17 protein-coding genes are annotated in these 21,104 nt (G+C 72.7%); 6 read left to right on the top strand and 11 right to left on the bottom strand.

Going from position 1 to position 21,104, the window contains the following annotated elements; translation table 11 throughout:
• The first annotated feature begins 39 nt into the window (after positions 1-39).
• Positions 40-1,536: a GGDEF domain-containing protein gene (locus ACTEI_RS32105; RefSeq protein ID WP_122981067.1), complete on the top strand. Its 1,497-nt coding sequence runs from the start codon at positions 40-42 to the stop codon at positions 1,534-1,536.
• Positions 1,537-1,575: 39 nt separating this feature from the next.
• On the top strand, positions 1,576-2,901 hold the full coding sequence (locus tag ACTEI_RS32110; RefSeq protein WP_122981068.1) for an outer membrane protein assembly factor BamB family protein: 1,326 nt from the start codon (positions 1,576-1,578) through the stop codon (positions 2,899-2,901).
• Here ACTEI_RS32110 and prfA read toward each other — a convergent pair.
• The gene (prfA, locus tag ACTEI_RS32115) at positions 2,885-3,976 is read right to left on the bottom strand and encodes a peptide chain release factor 1 (protein ID WP_122981069.1); all 1,092 of its coding nucleotides are present in this window, start codon (positions 3,974-3,976) and stop codon (positions 2,885-2,887) included. The genes ACTEI_RS32110 and prfA overlap by 17 nt on opposite strands.
• 87 nt (positions 3,977-4,063) lie before the next feature.
• Positions 4,064-4,288, bottom strand: coding sequence for a 50S ribosomal protein L31 (gene rpmE / locus ACTEI_RS32120; protein WP_122981070.1), 225 nt, complete (start codon positions 4,286-4,288; stop codon positions 4,064-4,066).
• A gap of 196 nt (positions 4,289-4,484) precedes the next feature.
• Between rpmE and ACTEI_RS32125 the strand changes: the two genes are divergently transcribed.
• The 3 genes from ACTEI_RS32125 to ACTEI_RS32135 are packed head-to-tail and all read left to right on the top strand — an operon-like array spanning position 4,485 to position 7,067.
• Complete coding sequence (locus ACTEI_RS32125) at positions 4,485-5,552, top strand: RNA ligase (protein WP_122981071.1); 1,068 nt, start codon at positions 4,485-4,487, stop codon at positions 5,550-5,552.
• A complete protein-coding gene (locus ACTEI_RS32130) occupies positions 5,549-6,445 on the top strand; it encodes a phosphatase domain-containing protein (protein ID WP_122981072.1) in 897 nt (298 codons plus the stop codon). The genes ACTEI_RS32125 and ACTEI_RS32130 overlap by 4 nt, the downstream gene beginning before the upstream one ends.
• A 1-nt stretch (position 6,446) precedes the next feature.
• Positions 6,447-7,067: an RNA ligase family protein gene (locus ACTEI_RS32135; RefSeq protein WP_122981073.1), complete on the top strand. Its 621-nt coding sequence runs from the start codon at positions 6,447-6,449 to the stop codon at positions 7,065-7,067.
• Here the strand turns inward: ACTEI_RS32135 and ACTEI_RS32140 are convergent.
• The 5 genes from ACTEI_RS32140 to ACTEI_RS32160 all read right to left on the bottom strand — a co-directional run bounded on the left by ACTEI_RS32140 (position 7,064) and on the right by ACTEI_RS32160 (position 16,308).
• Positions 7,064-8,239: a nitric oxide synthase oxygenase gene (locus ACTEI_RS32140; RefSeq protein ID WP_122981074.1), complete on the bottom strand. Its 1,176-nt coding sequence runs from the start codon at positions 8,237-8,239 to the stop codon at positions 7,064-7,066. The two genes, ACTEI_RS32135 and ACTEI_RS32140, sit on opposite strands and share 4 nt — an antisense overlap.
• 131 nt (positions 8,240-8,370) lie before the next feature.
• Positions 8,371-10,479 carry a transcription termination factor Rho gene (gene rho / locus ACTEI_RS32145; RefSeq protein ID WP_122981075.1) on the bottom strand — a complete coding sequence of 703 codons (2,109 nt, stop codon included), beginning with the start codon at positions 10,477-10,479 and terminating at the stop codon, positions 8,371-8,373.
• A gap of 297 nt (positions 10,480-10,776) precedes the next feature.
• Positions 10,777-11,721 carry a homoserine kinase gene (gene thrB, locus ACTEI_RS32150; RefSeq protein WP_122981076.1) on the bottom strand — a complete coding sequence of 315 codons (945 nt, stop codon included), beginning with the start codon at positions 11,719-11,721 and terminating at the stop codon, positions 10,777-10,779.
• Between the two features lie 53 nt (positions 11,722-11,774).
• Positions 11,775-12,998: an MFS transporter gene (locus tag ACTEI_RS32155; protein ID WP_122981077.1), complete on the bottom strand. Its 1,224-nt coding sequence runs from the start codon at positions 12,996-12,998 to the stop codon at positions 11,775-11,777.
• Positions 12,999-13,086: 88 nt separating this feature from the next.
• Entirely contained in the window at positions 13,087-16,308 is a 3,222-nt protein-coding gene (locus ACTEI_RS32160) for an efflux RND transporter permease subunit (protein ID WP_122981078.1), read from the bottom strand.
• Positions 16,309-16,364: 56 nt separating this feature from the next.
• Here ACTEI_RS32160 and ACTEI_RS32165 point away from each other — a divergent pair, with 56 nt between their 5' ends.
• Positions 16,365-16,910: a MarR family winged helix-turn-helix transcriptional regulator gene (locus tag ACTEI_RS32165; protein WP_122981079.1), complete on the top strand. Its 546-nt coding sequence runs from the start codon at positions 16,365-16,367 to the stop codon at positions 16,908-16,910.
• On the opposite strand, the gene thrC is transcribed toward ACTEI_RS32165, so the two are convergent.
• The 4 genes from thrC to lysA all read right to left on the bottom strand — a co-directional run bounded on the left by thrC (position 16,896) and on the right by lysA (position 21,104).
• Entirely contained in the window at positions 16,896-17,945 is a 1,050-nt protein-coding gene (gene thrC, locus ACTEI_RS32170; RefSeq protein ID WP_122981080.1) for a threonine synthase, read from the bottom strand. The two genes, ACTEI_RS32165 and thrC, sit on opposite strands and share 15 nt — an antisense overlap.
• A 77-nt stretch (positions 17,946-18,022) precedes the next feature.
• Positions 18,023-18,391, bottom strand: coding sequence for a VOC family protein (locus tag ACTEI_RS32175; protein WP_122981081.1), 369 nt, complete (start codon positions 18,389-18,391; stop codon positions 18,023-18,025).
• Positions 18,391-19,722 (bottom strand): homoserine dehydrogenase, encoded by a 1,332-nt coding sequence (locus ACTEI_RS32180; RefSeq protein ID WP_170206145.1) that lies wholly within the window; start codon positions 19,720-19,722, stop codon positions 18,391-18,393. The genes ACTEI_RS32175 and ACTEI_RS32180 overlap by 1 nt, the downstream gene beginning before the upstream one ends.
• Positions 19,719-21,104, bottom strand: coding sequence for a diaminopimelate decarboxylase (gene lysA / locus ACTEI_RS32185; protein ID WP_122981083.1), 1,386 nt, complete (start codon positions 21,102-21,104; stop codon positions 19,719-19,721). The genes ACTEI_RS32180 and lysA overlap by 4 nt, the downstream gene beginning before the upstream one ends.

Raw genomic sequence — 21,104 nt, forward strand, 5'->3', positions numbered from 1 at the left:
GGTCGCCCAGCGCCGCGCCGAAGCCGTGGGAGGCGCCTGGTGGGTTGGTTGGACCAGCTCGCGGAGCACGTCGAGGATCTGCGCCGGGCCGGGCGACTGCAGCAGAACGGCTGCTCCGCACAGGCCCTGCCGATCCTGGACGCCGTCCTGGCCACCGCCACCGACCGGATGACCCTGGCGTACGCGCTGGTCCAGCGCTTCGGCGCGCTGATCAACCTGGGCCGGGTCGCGGAGCTGGCCGCCGCGATGGCCGCCGCCGCCGAGGCGGTCCGCGAGGTGCCCGATCCGTACCTGCGCGGGCAGATGCACGCCTTCGCCGCGCTCGGCGCCCACCTGCAGAGCCACCTGGACCGCGGGGTGACCCACCTGGTGCAGGCCTCCCGGGCGCTGGCCGCGGTGCCGGACCGGGATGCCGAGACCGCCTGGGGCTGGCACGACCTGGCCATGGCGTACTCCTACCTCGGCTTCCACGGTCAGGCGCTGACCGCCATCGAGCAGGCCCGCGAGGTGGGCGCGAGCGCCGGGCTGGCCCCGGAGGTGTTCGCCGCCCCGGGCATCCGGCTGCGCAACGCGGTCTCCCTCGACCACTGGGGCGACACCGACGGCTGCCTGCGGGTGCTCCGGGACATCGACGCCGAGCTGTACCGCTACCTCGCCACCGACCAGCTGCGCCCGGGCAGCCGCGCCGTCTACGGCTACGCGCTGGCCCGCCGCGCCGCGCTGGGCGAGCCCACCGAGGCCGACGCGACCCGGTGGCTGACCGGCGGCGGCGACAGCGTGCGCACCCGTGACCTGCGGCATCTGGGCGCGGTCTGCCTGACCATCGCGGCCGGCAAGCCGGAGCGGGCGCTGAGCATGCTGGAGGCGGTCCCGGTCTCGGCCGAGGTGCTCGGCGCCCCGGAGCCGGCCCGGCTGCGCAGCATCTGTCACGCCCGCGCCGGCGACCACGCCGCCGCGCACACCGCCGACCGGTACGCGTTCCGCCTCGCCGCCCAGCGCATCGACCAGCTGCGCGACGGCTACCTGGACGGGGTGGCGGCCCGCCTGGACGCCCAGGAGACCCAGCGGGACCCGCACCGCTACGGCGACGAGACGCTGACCGACCCGCTCACCGGCCTGCCCAACCGCCGGGCGCTGGAGCACTATGTGGACGCCCTGCTGGCCCGCGGCGGGCGCGCCGCGGTCGGGGTGTGCGACATCGTCGGCTTCACCACGGTCAACATGCGGCACGGCCGGCACTGCGGCGACCTGGTGCTGCAACGGATCGCCGGGGTGCTGGCCCGGGTGATGCGCCGCGGCGACTTCGTGGCCCGCTTCGCCGGTGACGAGTTCGTGCTGATCCTGCCGGGCGCCGGCCCGCACCACGCGGCCGAGGTGTCCCGCCGGATCAGCGCCGCCGCGGCGGCGGAGAACTGGCAGATCCTGGTCCCTGGCACCCCGATCGGGCTGGCCTGCGGCTGGAGCGAGGTGGGCGCCAACGGCCGCGGGCTCAGCGCCGCCCTGGCGGCCGCCGCGGGGAGCCGGAAACCGACCTGAGTTGACCGCGCGGGTCCATCCCCCGGGTACCGTCGCGGCATGACCGTCATCGATCTGGGTGACGTGAGCGCGCCACCGGCGGACTCCCGGCCGCCCGCGCCGGCCCGGCGGTCCCGGCGCGTCGCCGCCGGTGTCGCGCTGCTCTGCGCCGTCACCCTGGGCGCCGCGGCGCCCGCGCCGGAGCCGCCGGTGCGCGAACTGTGGTCCACCGACGCCGCTCGGGGCGGCGGGACCGCGCTCACCGCGGACACCCTCTACCTCACCCGCCGCACCGGCGGCCAGCCCGTGCTGACCGCGTTCGAGCTGGCCACCGGGGCGGTCCGGTGGGCCCGGCCCCTCCCCGACGGATTCGGCGACGGCGACCCCGCGCCGATCCGCGTGGCGGACGGCATGGTGCGGCTTCCCGGCTCACCGCGCGTGGTCGAGTTCCCCGCCGGGGAGGAACCGCAGGGCTGGTTCACCTACCCCGGCGAACTGGCCGTGCTGGACGCGGCCACGGGCGCGCAGCGCTGGCGGATGTCCGGCGAGATCCAGGCGTCCACCCGGGAGTCGGCGCTGCTGGCCGACCGGGACGCGCGCGGCGAGCTGCGGGCGATGCGGCTGGTCGACGCGCACACCGGCGACATCCTCTGGGACCGGGCGCTGGCGCACGTGCGCGAGGTCCTCATCCAGTACGCCGGGGACCGGCCCGCCCGGATCGTCACCGTCGGCGGCACCGGCGAGATCACCGTCCACCGCTACGCCGACGGCGCACCGGTCGCGCACCGCCCGGCGCCGGGGCACGGCACCGGGCAGGACACCGTCGCCACCATCGCCGGCGAGCAGCTCGTCGTGACCTCGACCGACCGGCTGGGCGCGACGATCACGGCGTACCGGCTGGACGATCCGGCGACCCGGCTGTGGAGCATCCGCACGGTCCGCGCCACGCTGGTCACCGACTGCCGCCCGGTGCTGTGCCTGGCCCGCGGCGCCGAGGTGGCGGGGCTCGACCCGGCCACCGGCGCGTCCCGGTGGCTGCTGCCCGGCAAGGCCGGCGTCGACCCGGTCGCACCGGGCCGGTTGCTCGCCTACAGCGACGCGGACCCGCCCCGCGAGGTGCTGGTCGACGCGGCCACCGGCCGGATGATCGGGGACGGTGGTACCGGCTGGCCGATGCCCTCCGACGACTCGGCCGGATCGCGGGTGCTGCTGCGGGCCTCCCGTACCGATCCGGCACGGACCGTGATCAGCCGGTTGGACCTGGACACCGGCCGGGTCACCGACGCCGGAACGGTGGAGTCGACCGAGGGGCTGGACTGCGACAGCACCGGCCGGTTCCTGGTCTGTCAGCGCCCCGGCCGCACCGTGGTCACCGCGATCGGCTGAGCTCGGTGTCCCCGGCCAGCCGGGCCGCCCGGTCCGCCTCGGCCAGCGCGTCGAGCACCCCGTCCAGCTCGCCGCCGAGGACCAGGTCCAGGTTGTACGCGGTGTAGCCGATCCGGTGGTCGGTGATCCGGTTCTGCGGGAAGTTGTACGTGCGCACCCGCTCCGAGCGGTCCACCGTACGCACCTGGGCCTTGCGCGAGTCGGACGCCGCCGCGTCCGCCGCCTCCTGGGCCGCCGCCAGCAGCCGGGAGCGCAGGATCCGCATCGCCGACTCCTTGTTCTGCAGCTGGCTCTTCTCGTTCTGGCAGCTCACCACGGTGCCGGTGGGAATGTGGGTGATCCGCACCGCGGAGTCGGTGGTGTTGACCGACTGGCCGCCCGGCCCGGACGAGCGGTACACGTCGATCCGCAGGTCGCCCGGCTCGATCTGCACGTCGACCTCCTCCGCCTCGGGCAGTACCAGCACGCCGGCCGCCGAGGTGTGGATCCGGCCCTGCGACTCGGTGACCGGGACCCGCTGCACCCGGTGCACGCCGCCCTCCCACTTCATCCGGGACCAGACACCGTGGCCGCCCTCCGGCACGCCCTTGGTCTTCACCGCGATCGAGATGTCCTTGACGCCACCGAGGTCCGACTCCTGCGAGTCGATCACCTCCACCACCCAGCCGCGGCGCTCCGCGTACCGGGTGTACATGCGCAGCAGGTCACCGGCGAACAGCGCGGACTCCTGGCCGCCCTCCCCGGCCTTGATCTCGATGATCACGTCTTTGGCGTCGCTCGGGTCGCGCGGGATGAGCATCTCGCCGAGCTTCTCCTCCAGCGCCGGGAGGGTGGCGGCGACCACCTCGACCTCGCCGGCGAACCCGGGGTCCTCGGCGGCCAGCTCCCTGGCGGCGGCCAGGTCGGCGCGCGCGGCCTCCAGCTCGGCGTGCGCGGCGTAGATCGGCGCCAGCTCGGCGAAGCGCCGGCCGACCCGGCGGACCAGCGCCTGGTCGGCGTGGATGGACGGGTCCTCCATGCGCTTCTCCAGGTCCGCGTACTCGGCGAGAAGCGTGCTCAGACGGTCGTTGCTCATCGAACTCTCCCACGAACCAGGCGGTGGATCCACGCACATGCGAACGGCGCCCGCCCCGGTTTCCCGGGACGGGCGCCGTTGAAGCAGTTACTTCTTCTTCGCGGCGTTCACCTTGGCGTACTTCGCCTGGAACTTCGCGACCCGGCCCGCGGTGTCGAGGACGCGCTGCTTGCCGGTGTAGAACGGGTGGCAGGCGCTGCAGGTCTCGACGCGGATCTCGCCGCTCTTGGCGGTGCTGCGGGTGGTGAAGGTGCTGCCGCAGGAGCAGATGACCTCGGTGGTCGTGTACTCCGGGTGGATGCCGCTCTTCATGTTCTTCTCGGTCCCTTTCGATGGACGGGCCGCCGGGTCGTCTCCGGGTCGGAAGACGTGAACCGGAACCCCTACTGGCCGATGTACCAGTGTGCCATGCCCCCCGTACCGGCCGGAAATCAGGAGGTGCAACTGGTTTCGCCGGGGATAACGTGAGCGCCCCTCCGGGAATTCCCGCGCACGAAAGGCACCCCCCATGACGCTGCTGCACGACGTTCTCGATCCGGTCAAGGTGACCGAGGCGGTCGAAACCGGACTTGTCCGGGCGCAGCGTCACCCCAGCCGGCCGTTCACGATCTACAACTACACCGAGGCCTGCCAGTACGCCGGCGCGTGGAGCCCGGTCACGCTGACCTGCCGGGGCCTGATCGTGGACGCGGACGGGCGGATCGTCGCGCGGCCCTACCCGAAGTTCTTCAATCACCAGGAGAGCCAGGCGCCCGCGCTCGACGCGGCCGCGCCGGTCCGGGTGACCGACAAGGCGGACGGCAGCCTCGGGATCGTCTACCACGACGGCTCCGGCTACGCCGTCGCCACGCGCGGATCGTTCGCGTCCGACCAGGCACGGCACGCGACGGCGATCCTGCGTACGCGGTACGCCTCGTTCGTCCCGCCCGAGGGCCGGACCGTCCTGGTCGAGATCATCTACCCGGGCAACCGGATCGTGGTGGACTACCAGGGTCTCGACGATCTCGTGCTGCTCGGCGCGGTGGACATCGCCACCGGCCGCTCGTACGGCCCGGAGGCGGCGCCGGACTGGCCGGGTCCGGTGGTCGAGACGTTCGGGTACGCGACGCTGGCCGAGGCGCTGGCCGCCCCGCCGCGCGACGGGCGGGAGGGGCTGGTCGTGCACTTCACCGAGACCGACGAGCGGGTGAAGATCAAGTACGCGGACTACGTACGGCTGCACCGGCTGGTGACCGGACTCACCCCGCGCACCGTGTGGGAGCTGCTGGCCCACGGCGGTGACCTGGACGCCCTGCTCGAACCGCTGCCGGACGAGTTCCACGCCTGGGCCCGGGGCGTCGCCGCCGACCTGACCGCCCAGGTGCGGGCGCGCGCCGCGGCGGTGGAGGCCGCCTACGCCGGGATCGTCGCCGGCCTGCCGGACGGCTGGGGGCGCAAGGAGTTCGCGCTGGCCGCGGTGCGCAGCCCGTACCGGGGGGAGTTGTTCCAGCGTCTGGACGGTCATGATTACCGTCCTGGCCTGTGGCAGCGGGTCCGGCCGTCGGGGGACCGGGCCGGTGGAGGAGCCGAGGAATGACACGACTGTTGATCACGCGGGGTCTGCCCGCGTCCGGGAAGACCACGTTCGCCCGCAAGCTGCAGCCGGGCGTGGTCCGGGTCAACCGCGACGACCTGCGGCGGATGCTGCACGGGCAGCGGCTGTTCACGCAGTGGGCCGAGGCGCAGGTCACGCACGCGCAGCGGGCCGCGGTCGAGGCGCTGCTGCGCGCCCGGGCGAACGTGATCGTCGACGACACGAATCTGCGCGCCAAGGCCGTCCGGGAGTGGGCCGAGCTGGCGGCCCGCTTCGGCGCGTCGTTCGAGGTGCACGACTTCACCGACGTCCCGCTGGCGGAGTGCCTGCGGCGGGACGCCGACCGGCCGGAGGACGACCGGGTCGGCGAGGACGCCATCCGCCGGATGCACGAGCGGTACCTGGCCGGGCGGAACCTGCCGCTGCCGGTGCCGTTCGTCGACCCGGGCGGGCCCGGCGTGGTCTACCGGGCCGACCCGGCGCTGCCGGAGGCGGTGCTGGTCGACATCGACGGGACCGTGGCGCTGATGCGCGGGCGCAGCCCGTACGACTGGTCGCGGGTCGGCGAGGACGCGCCGAACCCGGCGGTTATCGCGGCGGTCCGGGCGATGCACGCGGCCGGGCACGCCGTGGTGTTCTGCTCGGGGCGCGACGAGGTGTGCCGGCCGGAGACCGAGGCGTGGCTGGAGCTGTTCGTCGAGGTGCCGTACGAGGCGCTGTTCATGCGCCCGGCCGGGGACAGCCGCAAGGACGCGACCGTCAAGCGGGAGATCTTCGACCGGGAGATCCGCGACCGGTGGCGGGTCGTGGGCGTGTTCGACGACCGCCAGCAGGTGGTACGTATGTGGCGTGCGCTCGGTCTGACCGTGTTCCAGGTGGCGGAGGGGGACTTCTAGGGTGAGGAAGTATCCGCGTACGTTCCATCTGCCCGACTCCCCGGGCGCCTGCGCCGACGACCGGATCCAGCCGGATCTGTCGTGGCTGGACGGCGAGCTCGTGGTGACCGAGAAGATGGACGGCGGAAACCTCACCTTCACCCGGGACGCGATGTACGCCCGCTCCCCCGACTCCGGCACCCATCCGTGGGACCGGCCGGCCAAGGCGCTGTGGGCGATGACGGCGTACAAGATCCCTGACGAGTGGCGGGTCTGCGGCGAGTCCATGTGGGCCCGCCGCAGCGTCGCCTACACCGACCTGCCCGGCGTCTTCCTGGTGTTCGGCATCTGGGACGAGACCGACACCCTGCTGGGCTGGGACGACACCGTGGACTGGGCGCGCCGGCTGGAGTTGCCGACGGTGCCGGTCCTCTATCGTGGCGGCAGTCTCTCCGAGGCCCGCGCCGCCTGGCCGGCACAGCGCAGCGCGCAGACCTCCGAGGGGTTCGTGGTGCGCGCCGCCGGCCGGGTCCCGGCCGCCGAGTTCCCGCTCAAGGTGCTGAAGTGGGTGCGCGCCGGGCACGTCCGCACCGACGCCGCCTGGCGGCACCGCGACGACTTCCCGGTCAACGAGTTCGCCTAGCGGCCCGGGTGTCCGGCGCAGCGGCGGGCGCCCTCCCGGGCCAGTGTGGCCGCCTCGTCGTCCAGGTAGAACGCCGGCCGCAGGTCCAGCTCGTCGTAGTAGCGGTGGAAGACCGGGGTGATCCCGCCGGACATCGGCGGCACGATCCAGGTCCAGTCGGCCGGCACCGGGCGGCCGGCCCTCTCCTCGTTGCCGAGGTGCTTGAGGAACCGCCGGGACTCGGTGTGGTGGTCGCTCATCCGCACCCCGGCCTGCTCGAAGCTGTGCAGCACCGCCCGGTTCAGCTCGACCAGCGCCCGGTCGCGCCACAACGTGGACTCCCGGCTGGTGTCCAGGTCCATCCGGGCGGCGAGCACCGGCAGCATGTCGTACCGGTCGGTGTCGGCCAGGTTCCGCGCGCCGATCTCGGTGCCCAGGTACCAGCCGTTGAACGGGGCCAGCGGGTAGTGCACCCCGCCGATGGTGAGGCGCATGTTGGCGATCGCCGGCACGGCGTGCCAGCGCAACCCCAGCTCGGCGAACCAGGCGTACTCGGGGTGGCTCAGCGGCACCTCGCGGATGGCCCGTTCGGGCAGCTCGTAGAGCCGGATACCGTCGGCCGGGGTCTCGATCACCAGGGGCAGCACGTCGAACGCCTCACCCTTGCCCTGCCAGCCGAAGGCCCGCACCGCGGCGGTGAACTCCCGCAGCCTGGGGTCGCCGACCGACCGGCCGTCCTCGGTGCGGTAACCGGCGTACCGGATCAGCTGCTCGTTCCACACCCGGGCGTACGGGCGGCCCGGCTCAGCCGGCGCGAAGACGCTGATCACCGGGCGGATCTGGCCGTCCCCGGCGGTCCGCAGATGCCGCACCAGCAGCGCGTAGATCTCGTCGGCGGTCCGCGCCCGGCGCCGGTCCAGCACTAGCAGGCTGCGCCAGTACAGCCGGCCGATGCACCGGCTCGCGTTGCGCCAGGCCATCCGCGCGCCGTGGGTCAGCTCGTCCGGGGTGTGCACGTAGGTGCCGGTGGCGGCGATCTGCGCGCGAACGATGGCCAGCCGCGGCTCGACCGGGCCCAGCCGGGGGTTCTCGGTGTAGCACCGGCGCAGGAAGTCCTCCGCCTCCCCCGGGTCGACGGGCGCGTCGCGGTCCCACGGCTCGGTGGGATGGTCCCGGTAGCCGGGCACGATCATCGACGCCTCCGGATTGTCGAGCGATGGGATACCGGAGGTTCGCACGGCCGGGTACGGGGCGAATCAGACAACCTGTGCGACAAATGCCACGAGGCCCACCCGATCGGGTGGGCCTCGTGGCATTCGTGCGTTTACTCGCCTGGCGTGGACTTGGCGATCTGCATCAGGAACTCGATGTTGGTCCGGGTCTGCTTGAGCCGGTCCAGCAGGAGGTCCAGAGCCGCGCCGGACTCCAGCGAGCTGAGCACCTTGCGGAGCTTGTGGATGATCGCCAGCTCCTCCTTGCCCATCAGGATCTCTTCCTTACGGGTACCGGAGGCGGAGACGTCCACGGCCGGGAAGGTGCGCTTGTCGGCGATCTTCCGGTCCAGCTTGAGCTCGGCGTTACCCGTGCCCTTGAACTCCTCGAAGATCACCGTGTCCATCATCGACCCGGTCTCGACCAGCGCGGTCGCGAGGATGGTGAGCGAGCCACCGTTCTCGATGTTGCGCGCCGCGCCGAGGAACCGCTTGGGCGGGTAGAGCGCGGTCGAATCGATACCACCCGACATGATCCGGCCGGAGGCCGGCGCCGCCAGGTTGTACGACCGGCCGAGCCGGGTCACCGAGTCGAGCAGCACGACCACGTCGTGGCCCAGCTCGACCAGCCGCTTGGCCCGCTCGATGGCGAGCTCGGCGACCGTGGTGTGGTCCTGCGGCGGACGGTCGAACGTGGCCGCGATGACCTCGCCCTTCACCGACCGCTGCATGTCGGTGACCTCTTCCGGCCGCTCGTCCACCAGCACCACCATCAGGTGGCACTCCGGGTTGTTCCGGGTGATGGCGTTCGCCAGGGCCTGCAGCACCATCGTCTTACCGGCCTTCGGCGGGGAGACGATCAGCGCGCGCTGGCCCTTGCCGATCGGCATGACCAGGTCGATGACCCGGGTGGTGAGGATGTGCGGCTCGGTCTCCAGCCGCAGGCGCTCCTGCGGGTAGAGCGGGGTGAGCTTGTAGAACTCGGGCCGCCGGCGCGCCTCGTCGGGCTCCATCCCGTTGATGGTGTCCAGGCGGACCAGCGGGTTGTACTTGTCCCGGCGCTGCTCGCCGTCACGCGGGGCGGAGCGCACCGCGCCGGTGACCGCGTCACCGCGGCGCAGGCCGTACTTCTTGACCTGCGACATCGAGACGTAGACGTCGTTCGGGCCGGAGAGGTACCCGGTGGTCCGGACGAACGCGTAGTTGTCCAGCACGTCGAGGATGCCGGCCACCGGGACGAGCACCTCGTCCTCGGCGACGTGCGGCTCCCGGCCCTCGCGGCGGCTGTCCTCACGCTGGTCGCCGTCGCGGTCCCGGCCGCGGCGGCGGTCCCGGAAGCGGCTGCGCCGGCTCCGGCGGCCGCCCTCGCCGTCGTTGTCCTCGTCGTCGTGTCCCTGGTCGGCCCGGGGGCCCCGGTCGCCGCGGTCCCGGTCGCCGCGCTCGGCACGCTCACCGCGCTCGGCACGCTCACCGCGCTCGGCACGCTCACCGCGCTCGGCACGCTCACCGCGCTCGGCACGCTCACCGCGCTCGGCACGCTCACCGCGCTCGGCACGCTCACCGCGCTCGGCACGCTCACCGCGCTCGGCACGCTCACCGCGCTCGGCACGCTCACCGCGCTCGGCACGCTCGCCGTCACGGTTGCGCTGCCGGTCGCGGGTGCGCTCGCCCCGCTCGGGACGGTCGCCCCGCTCGGCACGCTCGGTGCTGTCGGCGGGCGCGGTCTCGGTCCCGGCGGCGGGCGCGGCCTCGACCGGCGCGGCCTCGCGGGCGGCCGGCTCACGGGGAGCCGACTCGCGGGTGGCCCGCTCGCGGCTGCGCCGGGATGGGCGCTCCGCGGCCGGAGCGGCCTCGGCGGCCGGCTGCGCGGCCGGGGTGGTCTCGGCCGGGGCGGCTGCGGTTTGCGGCGTCTCGGCCGGAGCCGGAGCGGCCTGCGCCGGGGCCGGCTGCGCCGGGGCGACAGCCGCGGCCCGCGGCCGCGGGGCCGGCTCGGTGGCGGCCGCGCCGCCGCTCTGCCGCTCGGTGATCGCGGTGATCAGCTCACCCTTGCGCATCCGGGCGGTGCCGGAGATGCCGAGGGAGGCGGCGAGGCTCTGCAACTCGGGCAGCAGCATCGCGGACAGCCCGGTGCCGCCGCGGCGGCGCTTCGTGGCGGTCGCGGTGGTGCCGGCGCCGTCAGCGACGTCAGAAACACCCGACGTCACGTCGGTGGTGTCGCTCAATGGATTCCTTCCGTCGGAAAAACCCGAGTCCGCCCGGAACTGCAGCCTGGGCCGGGTGGCCTCGGAACCCGCTTCGCAGCAGCGGCGCGGGAGATTCGTGCAGCACGGCAGCTCGACGGTTTCCCTGCCCGTCATACCTTGACGGGTAGGTCTCGGCGAGTGCAGCGACCTATGGACTGCTGCCCGGCGTATGCCTTGATGAGAATTGAGACGGACCAGGAGTGGCCCAGAAATCTCGGGGGTGCGCCGAACCGCAGAGATCGCTTGCTTCGCGGCTGTGCTAGGTCTAGAGCGTAATCAACTCTTGCGACCTGCGGCAACAGGACCCCGCTCGGCGTGTTCCACCATACCCCCTTTCACAACCGCACCGGCGCCGTCCACGCCCAGCACTTCGCTGTGCCAGTGCGCGCCCGGGTGGAAATCGCCCGGGACCTCGGTCAATGCCAACACGGTCGGCCCCGCGCCGCTCACCACGGCGGCCACGCCCACCGACCGCAGGGCCGCCACCAGCGACGCCGTGCCCGGCATCCCGGCGGCCCGGTAACCCTGGTGCAGCCGGTCCTCGGTGGCCGCGAACAGCAGGGCCGGATCGCTGGTCAGCGCATGGCTGAGCAGCGCGGCCCGGCCGGCGTTGAACGCGGCGTCGGCGTGCGGGACCTCGGACGGCAGCGCGGCGCGCGCGGTCGCCGTATACCCGCGCTCGGCCGGGATGAAAACCGTCGGGCGCACCCCCTCGGCCGGCGCCAGCCGTACCGCCCGCGCGCCGGAGCCCTCGGTCCACGCCACGGTGAACCCGCCGAGCAGGCACGGTGCGACGTTGTCCGGATGCCCCTCGATATCCGCCGCGATGCGCAGCGCGGCCGCGTCGTCGATCAGCTCCCGGCCGCCCTCGACCAGGCCGCGCGCCAGCTGCACGCCGCCGACGATGGCGGCCGAGGAGCTGCCCAGGCCGCGCGCCTGCGGGATCCGGTTGACGCAGCGCACGGCCAGGCCGGGCGGGCGCTCACCGAGCTCGTCGAAGGTGGCCAGCATGGCCCGCACCACCAGGTGCTCGGCGTCGGTGGGCAGCTCACCGGCGCCCTGGCCGCTGATCTCGACGGTGCAGCCGGTGGCGGTCACCCGGGCGGTCAGGTCGTCGTACAGGGTCAGCGCGAGGCCCAGCGCGTCGAAGCCCGGGCCCAGGTTCGCGCTGGTCGCCGGGGTGCTGACGGATACCGGATCGGTGACGAAGGTCAGGCCCATCGCCACATGCTAGGGCTTGATCATCTCAGGGTGACCGCCGCGCCCCGGGAATCTCATCCCCGCTGTGGCGCGGCGCCGGCCAGCCGCCGGGTGGCCAGCCGCCAGCCGACCGCGTAGACCACCGTGATCAGGCCGCAGACGGCCAGCACGGTGCGCTGGTCCACGTGGTCGACGACCGCGCTGGCGCCGAGCTGGCTGATCGCGATGGCCAGCGTGGCCAGCATCATGTCGGTGGCGAAGACCCGCCCGCGCAGCCGGTCCGGCACCTCGGCCTGCAGGGCGAAGTTGGAGAGCACCCAGTTGCTGCCGCCGGCGAAGTGCGCGACGAAGACCAGCAGCAGCACCAGCGGGAACCACGGGGTGAAGGCGACGCCCAGGTAGCCGAGGCCGTACAGGCTCATCGACAGGGCCAGGCCGGTGAACAGCCAGGACGGGCGGGCCAGCACCGGCCGCATGACGAACGGGCCGACCAGGGCGCCCGCCCCGCGCACCGCGAACAGCAGGCCCGCGCCCAGCTCGCCGACCCCGTGCGTGGCCGCGATCAGCGGGAACACGGTCAGCACCCCGTTGCCCAGCCCGACCGCCGACTTGACCGTGACCAGCGCCCGGAGCCGGGGCCGGGCGGCGATGTGGCGCAGCGCCTCCAGCAGGGCGTGCCCGGGTCGCGCCCGCTCAGCACCGGCGGCCCGGCCGGCCTGCAACGGGCGGCGCACCAGGGCGGTGAGCAGGCTGGCCAGCGCGAGGCAGGCGGCGGTCACCGAGAAACTGACGTACGGCCCGAACACGCTGCTCACCACCCCGCCGAGCGACGCCCCGAGGACGGTCATGGTGCCCCACGCCGAGCCGGCGATCGCGTTCGCGGCGGGCAGGTCGGCCGGGTCCACCACGTTCGGCAGCGCGGCCGTGCTGGCCGGCTGGTAGAACGCCTTCGCCACGGCCATCGCCCCGATCGCCACCAGGGCCAGCGGCGCGGTGGCCGCCGAGCGGACCGCGAACAGCAGCAGCACCGCGACCAGTGACGCCAGGTTCGCCGCGATCAGGATCCGCCGCCGGTCCAGGCGGTCGGCGACGGTTCCGGTGTACGGCAGCAGCAGCGCGTTGATCCCGGTGTCCACGGCCAGCACCAGGCCACCCCAGAAGCCGTGCCCGGTGAGCTCGGGCAGCAGCACCAGCAACGGCACCATGACGAACCAGTCCGCCCCGAAGACCACGAGCTCAGCGGCGAACAGGCGGCGGAAGTCACGATTACGGGTAAGGACCGAGAGCGTTGGTGGCACGTACCGGAATGTAGCCGTACCGGGAGAAACGCCGATGCCCGGCCGGGAGGGCCGGGCATCGGGTTCGGTGTTGCTCGCGGGTCGGCGCCTACTTCTCCGGCTCAGCCGGCCGGTTCGGCATCTTGAACACCTCGAACTGGTCGGTGTAGCCGCGCAGCGCGCCGCTGGCGGCCGGCTGCGCGCCGTCGGGCGTGGCGCCCGATTCGGCGTCGGCCGGCTGCCGGGCGGCCGGAGCGCCGCCCTTGCGGATCCGCTTGGCCTCGCGCTTGGCGCGCCGCCTCTCCTTCCGGTTCTCGACCATGGTGTAGAGCGCGGGCACCAGCACCAGGGTCAGCAGCGTGGAGCTGACCAGACCGCCGATCACCACGATGGCCAACGGCTGGGAGATGAAGCCCCCCTCGCCGGTCAGGCCCAGCGCCATCGGGATGAGCGCGAAGATGGTCGCGATGGCGGTCATCAGGATCGGCCGCAGCCGGTGCCGGCCGCCCTCGATCACCGCCTCCTGCACGCCCATGCCGGCCGCCCGGTAGTGGTTGATCAGGTCCATCAGCACGATCGCGTTGGTGACCACGATGCCGACCAGCATCAGCACACCGATCAGGGCCGGCACGCCGAGCGGGGTGGAGGTGGCCAGCAGCAGGCCGATCGCGCCGGTCGCCGCGAACGGGATGGACACCAGCAGGATGATCGGCTGCACGATGCTGCGGAACGTCGCCACCATGATGACGAAGACGATCGCGATGGCCGCCAGCACGGCCAGGCCGAGCTGCTGGAACGCCTCCTGCTGGTCGGCGCTGACGCCGCCGATCGAGTACGAGGCGCCGGCCGGCAACGCCAGCGCGTCCAGCTTCTTCGTCAGGTCCTGGTTCACCTTGGTGAGGTTGGACCCGGTCACCGTGCCGGTGACCGTGGCGGTGCGGTTGCCGTCCACCCGGGTCACCTGCTCCGGGCCGCTGACCTGCTTGACCTCGGCGACCCGGCTCAGCGGCACGGGGCCCCGGGCGGTGGTCAGCGGCACGTTGCGCAGCGCGGCCGGGTCGGCCGGCGCGGCGCCGAACGAGATGACCACGTCCTGCCCGGCCCCGTCGACGGTGATCTGCCCGGCCGGCGCGGAACGGAACAGGCCGGCCACGGTCTGCCCGATCTGCGCCTCGGTGAGCCCGGCCGCGGCGGCGGCCTTGCGGTTCACCACCACGTCCAGTCGCGGCACGTTGGCGGCCAGCGTGGTGTCCACGTCGGCGACCCCGCCGATCCCGGCCATCGCGGCCCGGACCTGATCGGTCGCGGCGGTCAGCACCTCGGGGTCGGCCGCGGTCACCTCGACGGAGAGCTGGCTGCCACCGAGTCCGGAGCTCTCCTGACCGATCTTGATCTCACCGGCGTCGGTCAGCTTGCCGAACTCGTCGCGCAGCTGGTCGGACACCCGCTCGGCGTCGGCGTCGCCGTCCAGCGCCACGTTGAAGGTCGCGGTGCCGGCGCCGCCGCCCCCGGCGAACGGGTTCGACGCGTTGCCGCCGACGGTCACCTGGTAGGTCGTCACGTCGTCGCGACCGGCGATGATCGCCTCGACCTTCTTGGCCGCGGCGTCGGTGGCCGCCAGGCTGGTGCCGACCGGCAGCTCCTGGGTGACGGTGATGCTGTCCTGGCCGGACTCGTCCAGGAAGTTCGTCTCCAGGCGGGTGGAGAGGGCGAACGTGCCGATCAGCACCACGATGCCGATCAGCACGGTGGTCCAGCGGCGGGTGGTGGCGAACCGGATGACCGGCAGGTATCCGCGCTGCAGCGGGCTGCGCAGCTCCTTCTCCTCGGCGGCCTTGCGGATCGCCACGGTGTCGGCGTCGGCGGCCGGCGGCTTGAGGAACCAGTACGCCAGCACCGGCACCACGGTCAGCGCCACGAACAGCGACGCCAGCAGGGCCACCGTCACGGTGATCGCAAACGACGAGAAGATCTGCCCGACCAGGCCGCCGACCAGCGCGATCGGGGCGAAGACGGCGACCGTGGTGAGCGTGGAGGCGGTGACCGCGCCGGACACCTCGCGGACCGCGGCGAGGATCGCGTGCACCTTCTCCTCGCCGTACTCCAGGTGCCGTTTGATGTTCTCCAGCACCACGATCGAGTCGTCCACCACCCGGCCCACCGCGATCGTCAGCGCGCCCAGGGTGAGCAGGTTCAGCGTGTAGTCGCCGATCCAGAGGGCGATCAGCGCGATCAGCACGGACAGCGGGATGGAGACCGCGGTGACCAGCGTCGAGCGGACGCTGAGCAGGAAGACCAGGATGACCACGACGGCCATGGCCAGGCCGAGCAGGCCCTCGGTGGTCAGGCTCTTGATCGAGCGCTCCACGTACGGCGCCTGGTCGGTGATCACGGTGAGCTGGGCGCCGGAGTCCTTCTCCAGGTCGGCGAGCATGTCGCGGACCTGGTGCGAGATCTCGACCGGGTTGCCGTCCGGCCGGGCGGTGACCATGATGCCGAGGCTGTCCACGCCGTCGGTGCGGGTGTACGCCTCCGCGGCCGGCAGCCGGCTCTCCACCTTGGCGACGTCACCGAGGCGCACCGGCCCGCGCGAGCCGGTCAGGTAGACGTCGCGCAGCTGCTCGACCGTGGTGATCGGGGTGCCCACCTGCACGGTCAGCGCCCTGGTCCCGTCGGTGACCGCGCCGGCCGGGATGGCGACGCCGTTGGCCTGCAGCAGGGTGGTCAGCGAGGCGGGGCTGATCCCGGCCGCGCCGAGCTTGGCCAGGTCCGGCGTGATCACGACCTGCCGGTCGCGGGCGCCGGTGACCTGGGTGTCGCGGACTCCGGTGATGCCGTTCAGCTCCGGGACCACGGTCTGGTTCAGCTTGTTGAGCAGGTCGCTCTCGTCCGTCCCGCCGGAGGCGGCCAGCACGATCGCCGGGATGTCGTCGGTGCCGCCGGCGAAGACCTGCGGGTCGACGTCGTCCGGCAGCTGCGACTGGATCCGGTTGACCGAGGTGGTGACCTGGTTGACCGCGGCCTCGATGTCGGTGCCGTACTCGAACATGACCACCACGCTCGCCACGTTCTCGCGCGAGGTCGAGGTGACCGTGTCGATGCCGTCGACGCCCTTGACGGCGTCCTCGATCGGCTTGGTGACCTGCTCCTCGACCGTCTCCGGCGAGGCGCCGGGCAGCACCGCGCTGACGAACGCGGCGGGCAGCTCGATCGATGGGAACAACTGCTGTTTCAACGACGGGATCGCAAAGAGGCCGAAGCCGCTGATCACGATGGCGATCAAGGCGACCAGACCTCGGTTGGCAAGGCTGAGCCGTGTCAGAGCTGACATGGGCGCTCCCCCGAGATAATTTCGTCCGACACTGATAGTTTGCCTTACGCGAACAAATGGTTTTCGATGGGGCCCCGCTGGTAGCGTCCGTCATCAGATGGATCGGGCACGGCCATCAGTACGGCACGAAGGAGCAGGCGCTGAGCGAGAAGGAACAGCTCATCGCAGAGATCATGGGCGCACAGATCCGGTTGCAGCACCTGTTCGCCGACGACCGGTCGGATCCGCTCTTCTCCTCGCACCTGACGATGTCGCAGCTGAAGATCCTGCTGCTGCTGGCCCGTCACGGGACCCTGGCCGGCGGCGAGCTGGCCCGGATGGTGGGCGTCGGCGCCGCCACGCTGAGCGGCATGATCGACCGGTTGGTGGTGCAGGAGCTCGTCACGCGCACGGAGGATCTGCACGACCGGCGGGTCCGCCGGATCGGCCTCACGAAAGCGGGCACGGAGCTCATCGAGGGCATCATCACCGCGGGCGTGGCGAAACAGCGTGAGCTCCTCAGCCGACTCTCAGCCGAGGAGCTCACGGTGGTGTCTCAGGCGACGGCCATCCTGCTGCGCGAGGCCGCCACGATCGTGGACGAGGCGTCAGGCCAGGTCTAGCGCCTTCGCCGCGATCAGGGCGTCGTTGGCGACCACGGTCGGCGACGGCGCGGTGGAGATGGCCCACTCCGGGTCCTTCAGGCCGTGCCCGGTGACCGTGCAGACCACCGTCGAGCCGGCCGGGATCCGGCCGGCCGCCGCCTGCTGCAGCAGACCGGCCACGCTGGCCGCGCTGCCCAGCTCGACGAAGACGCCGACCTCCCGGGCCAGCAGGCGGTACGCGTTCAGGATGTCCCGGTCGGTGACCGCCGAGATCAGCCCGCCCGAGGAGTCCCGCGCGTCCAGCGCCTTGGTCCAGCTCGCCGGGTTGCCGATCCGGATCGCGGTGGCGATGGTGGACGGCTGCTCGACCACCTTGCCGTCGACGATCGGGGCGGCGCCGGCGGCCTGGAAGCCGTACATCTTCGGCAGCCGGGTGCTGTTGCCGGCCGCGTGATCCTCCTGGTACCCCATCCAGTACGCGGAGATGTTGCCGGCGTTGCCGACCGGCAGGCAGTGGATGTCCGGGGCGTCGCCGAGGGCCTCGACGATCTCGAACGAGGCGGTCTTCTGCCCGTGCAGGCGGAAGATGTTCACCGAGTTCACCAGGGCGACCGGGTAGTCCTGGGACAGCTTCGAGGCCAGCGAGAGGCAGTCGTCGAAGTTACCGTCCACCTGCAGCAGCCGGGCCCCGTGCACCAGGGCCTGGGCCAGCTTGCCCAGCGCGATCTTGCCCTGCGGCACGAGCACCGCGCAGGTGATCCCGGCCCGGGCGGCGTAGGCCGCGGCGGACGCCGAGGTGTTGCCGGTGGACGCGCAGATGATCGCCTTCGCGCCCTCCTCGACCGCCTTGGAGACGGCCATGGTCATGCCCCGGTCCTTGAACGAGCCGGTCGGGTTGGCGCCCTCCACCTTGAGGTAGACGTCCGCCCCGACCCGCTGGGACAGCACCGGGGCCGGCACCAGCGGCGTGTTGCCCTCGTGCAACGTGACCACCGGGGTGGCCTCGGTCACCGGAAGCCGGTCCCGGTACGCCTCGATCAAACCCCGCCACATGGCCGTCACTCCTCACTCAAGCCGGGCAACCGCGCACAGCGTGCCCCAGGCATCCGATTTTTGGGACTGGATGCCCATTATCCAGGACGATGGCAGACGGCCTCGACGTTGTTGCCGTCCGGATCGCGCACGAACGCGCCGTAATAGTGCTCGTGATACTCCGGGTGCAGGCGGGGCTCGTGCAGCACCTCGGCCCCGGCGTCCACCGCGGCCCGGAAGAACGCGTCGACCGCGGCCCGGTCGGACGCCGCGAACGCGATGTGCGACTCGCGGAAGCCGTCGCCCTCGTTCAGCTCACCGATCCAGAAGTCCGGGCGGTCGGCGCCGTACCCCATGGCGACCTGGAAATCCATCACCCGGCGGACACCCAGCGGGGCCAGCACCGCGTCGTAGAAGGCGGCGCTGGCGCCCAGGTCGGCGCATTGGAATCCGACGTGGTCCAGCACTACCCGGCTCCCCCCTCGACCCGCAGCACGCTGGCGATCGAGCGGACGATGTCCAGCCGGGCCAGCGACTCGACGGTGGCCGCCAGCGCGGCGTCCGGGGCGCTGTGGGTGACGATGACCAGCTTGGCGTCGTCCGCCCGGCCGGACTGCCGCACCGTGGCGATGGAGACCTCGTGCTGGGCGAAGACGCCGGCCACGGTGGCCAGCACGCCCGGGCGCTCGGCCACGTCCAGACTGATGTGGTACCGGGTCATCGACTCACCGATCGGGCGGACCCGCAGCTGGGCGTAGTTGCTCTCGCTCGGCGCCCGGGTCCCGGTGAGCTTGTTGCGGGCCGCCGCGACGATGTCGCCGAGCACCGCGCTGGCGGTCGGGCGGCCGCCGGCGCCCCGGCCGTAGAACATCAGCGGGCCGGCCGCCTCGGCCTCGACGAACACCGCGTTGAACGCGTCGCCGACGCCGGCCAGCGGGTGGGTCAGCGGGATCATCGCCGGGTGGACGCGGACCGAGACGGTCTCCGAGCCGTCCGGGCCGGAGCCGCGCTGCGCGATGCACAGCAGCTTGATCGTGCAGCCCATCTCCCGGGCGCTGGCCATGTCCCCGGCGGTCACCCCGGTCATCCCCTCGCGGAACACGTCCGCGGCGGTGACCCGGGTGTGGAACGCCAGCGAGGCGAGGATGGCGGCCTTCGCCGCGGCGTCGAACCCCTCCACGTCGGCGGTCGGGTCGGCCTCGGCGTACCCCAGCTCGGTGGCCTCCTCCAGAGCCTCGTTGAAGCCGGCGCCGGTGGCCGCCATCGAGGACAGGATGAAGTTGGTGGTGCCGTTCACGATGCCGGTCACCGCGGTGACCCGGTCGCCGTGCAGCGACTCGCGCAGCGGGCGCAGCAGCGGGATCGCGCCGGCCACCGCGGCCTCGTAGTACAGGTCCGCCCCGCCCTCGGCCGCCGCGTCGTGCAGGGCGCCGCCGTCCTCGGCCAGCAGCGCCTTGTTCGCGGTGACCACGCTCTTGCCGGCCCGCAGCGCCTCGACCAGCCAGCCCCGGGCCGGCTCGATCCCGCCGACCACCTCGATCACCACGTCCACGTCGTCCCGCTTGATCAGGCTCAGCGCGTCCGAGGTGAACAGGGCCGGATCGACCGGCAGGTCGCCGCGCTCGCGGCCGAGCCGGCGCACCGCGATGCCGGCCAGCTCCAGCGGGGCGCCGATCCGGGCGGTCAGGTCGTCGGCCTGCTCGTGGAGCAACCGGACCACTTCGGCGCCGACGGTGCCGCAGCCCAGCAGGGCGAGGCGGACCGACGGTTTCACAGACAGCGCAGCTGCTGGGCTCATCCAACATCCAATGCAAGCAGGTCGTCCTCGGTCTCGCGCCGCACGACGACGCGGGCCGCGCCGTCGCGCACCGCCACCACGGGCGGCCGAGGAACGTGGTTGTAGTTGCTGGCCATGCTCCGGCAATACGCGCCGGTGCCCGGCACGGCGACAAGATCTCCGGGCTGCACGTCGGCGGGCAGGAATTCATCCTTCACGACGATGTCCCCGGACTCACAATGTTTTCCCACAACGCGGGCGAGCATCGGCTCCGCCTCCGAGCGCCGGTTCGCCAGTGTGGCGGAGTACGACGCGTCGTAGAGGGCGGTCCGGATGTTGTCGCTCATCCCGCCGTCGACGCTCACGTACGTCCGGATCCCGTCGACGTCCTTGACCGTGCCGACCTCGTAGAGGGTGAAGACGGCCGGGCCGACGATCGCCCGGCCCGGCTCGATGGACAGCTGCGGCACCCGCAGCGAGGCCAGCTCGCACTCCGACTCGACGATCTTGTTGATCCGCTTCGCCAGGTCCGCGGGCACGGCCGGGTCGTCCTGGGTGGTGTACGCGATACCGAACCCGCCGCCCAGGTCCAGCTCCGGCAGCTCCACCCCGCGCGCGTCCCGGACCTGCGCCTGCAGCTGCAGGATCCGCCGGGCGGCCACCTCGAACCCGCTGGTGTCGAAGATCTGCGAGCCGATGTGCGAGTGCAGCCCGCGCAGGTCGAGCACGTCCTCGTCGAGGATCTGCGCGCAGGCGGTGAACGCCGCGCCGCCGGACAGCGAGAAGCCGAACTTCTGGTCCTCGTGCGCGGTGGCGATGAACTCGTGGGTGTGCGCCTCGACGCCGACCGTCACCCGGACCAGCACCCCGGGCCGCGTGCCCAGCTCGCGGGCCAGCTCGGTGAGCCGGGCGATCTCGTGGAACGAGTCGACGATGATCCGGCCCACCCCGGCCTCCAGGGCGCGGCGCAGCTCGGAGCGCGACTTGTTGTTGCCGTGGAAGCCGATCCGCTCCGCCGGGAACCCGGCCGCCAGCGCCACCGCCAGCTCGCCGCCGGAGCACACGTCGAGGAAGAGGCCCTCCTCCTCGACCACCCGGACGACCGCCTTGCACAGGAACGACTTGCCCGCGTAGTACACGTGGGCCCCGGCGAACGCGGCCGCGAAGTCCCGGCAGCGCGACCGCAGGTCCTCCTCGTCGAGGAAGTACGCCGGGGTGCCGAACTCGGCCGCCAGGTCGGCGACGCTGACGCCGCCGACCTGCAGGGTGCCGTCACCGGTGCGACGCACGGTCCGCGGCCAGAGCTGCGGCATGAGGGCGTTGACGTCCTCCGGGGTACGCAACCAGGCCGGCCCGCGGTTGCCGAGGTCGCCGTGCAGCGCCCCGGCCTCGTGTGCGCGCAT

Source organism: Actinoplanes teichomyceticus ATCC 31121 (assembly GCF_003711105.1).
In the GTDB taxonomy this organism is placed as follows: Bacteria; Actinomycetota; Actinomycetes; order Mycobacteriales; family Micromonosporaceae; genus Actinoplanes; species Actinoplanes teichomyceticus.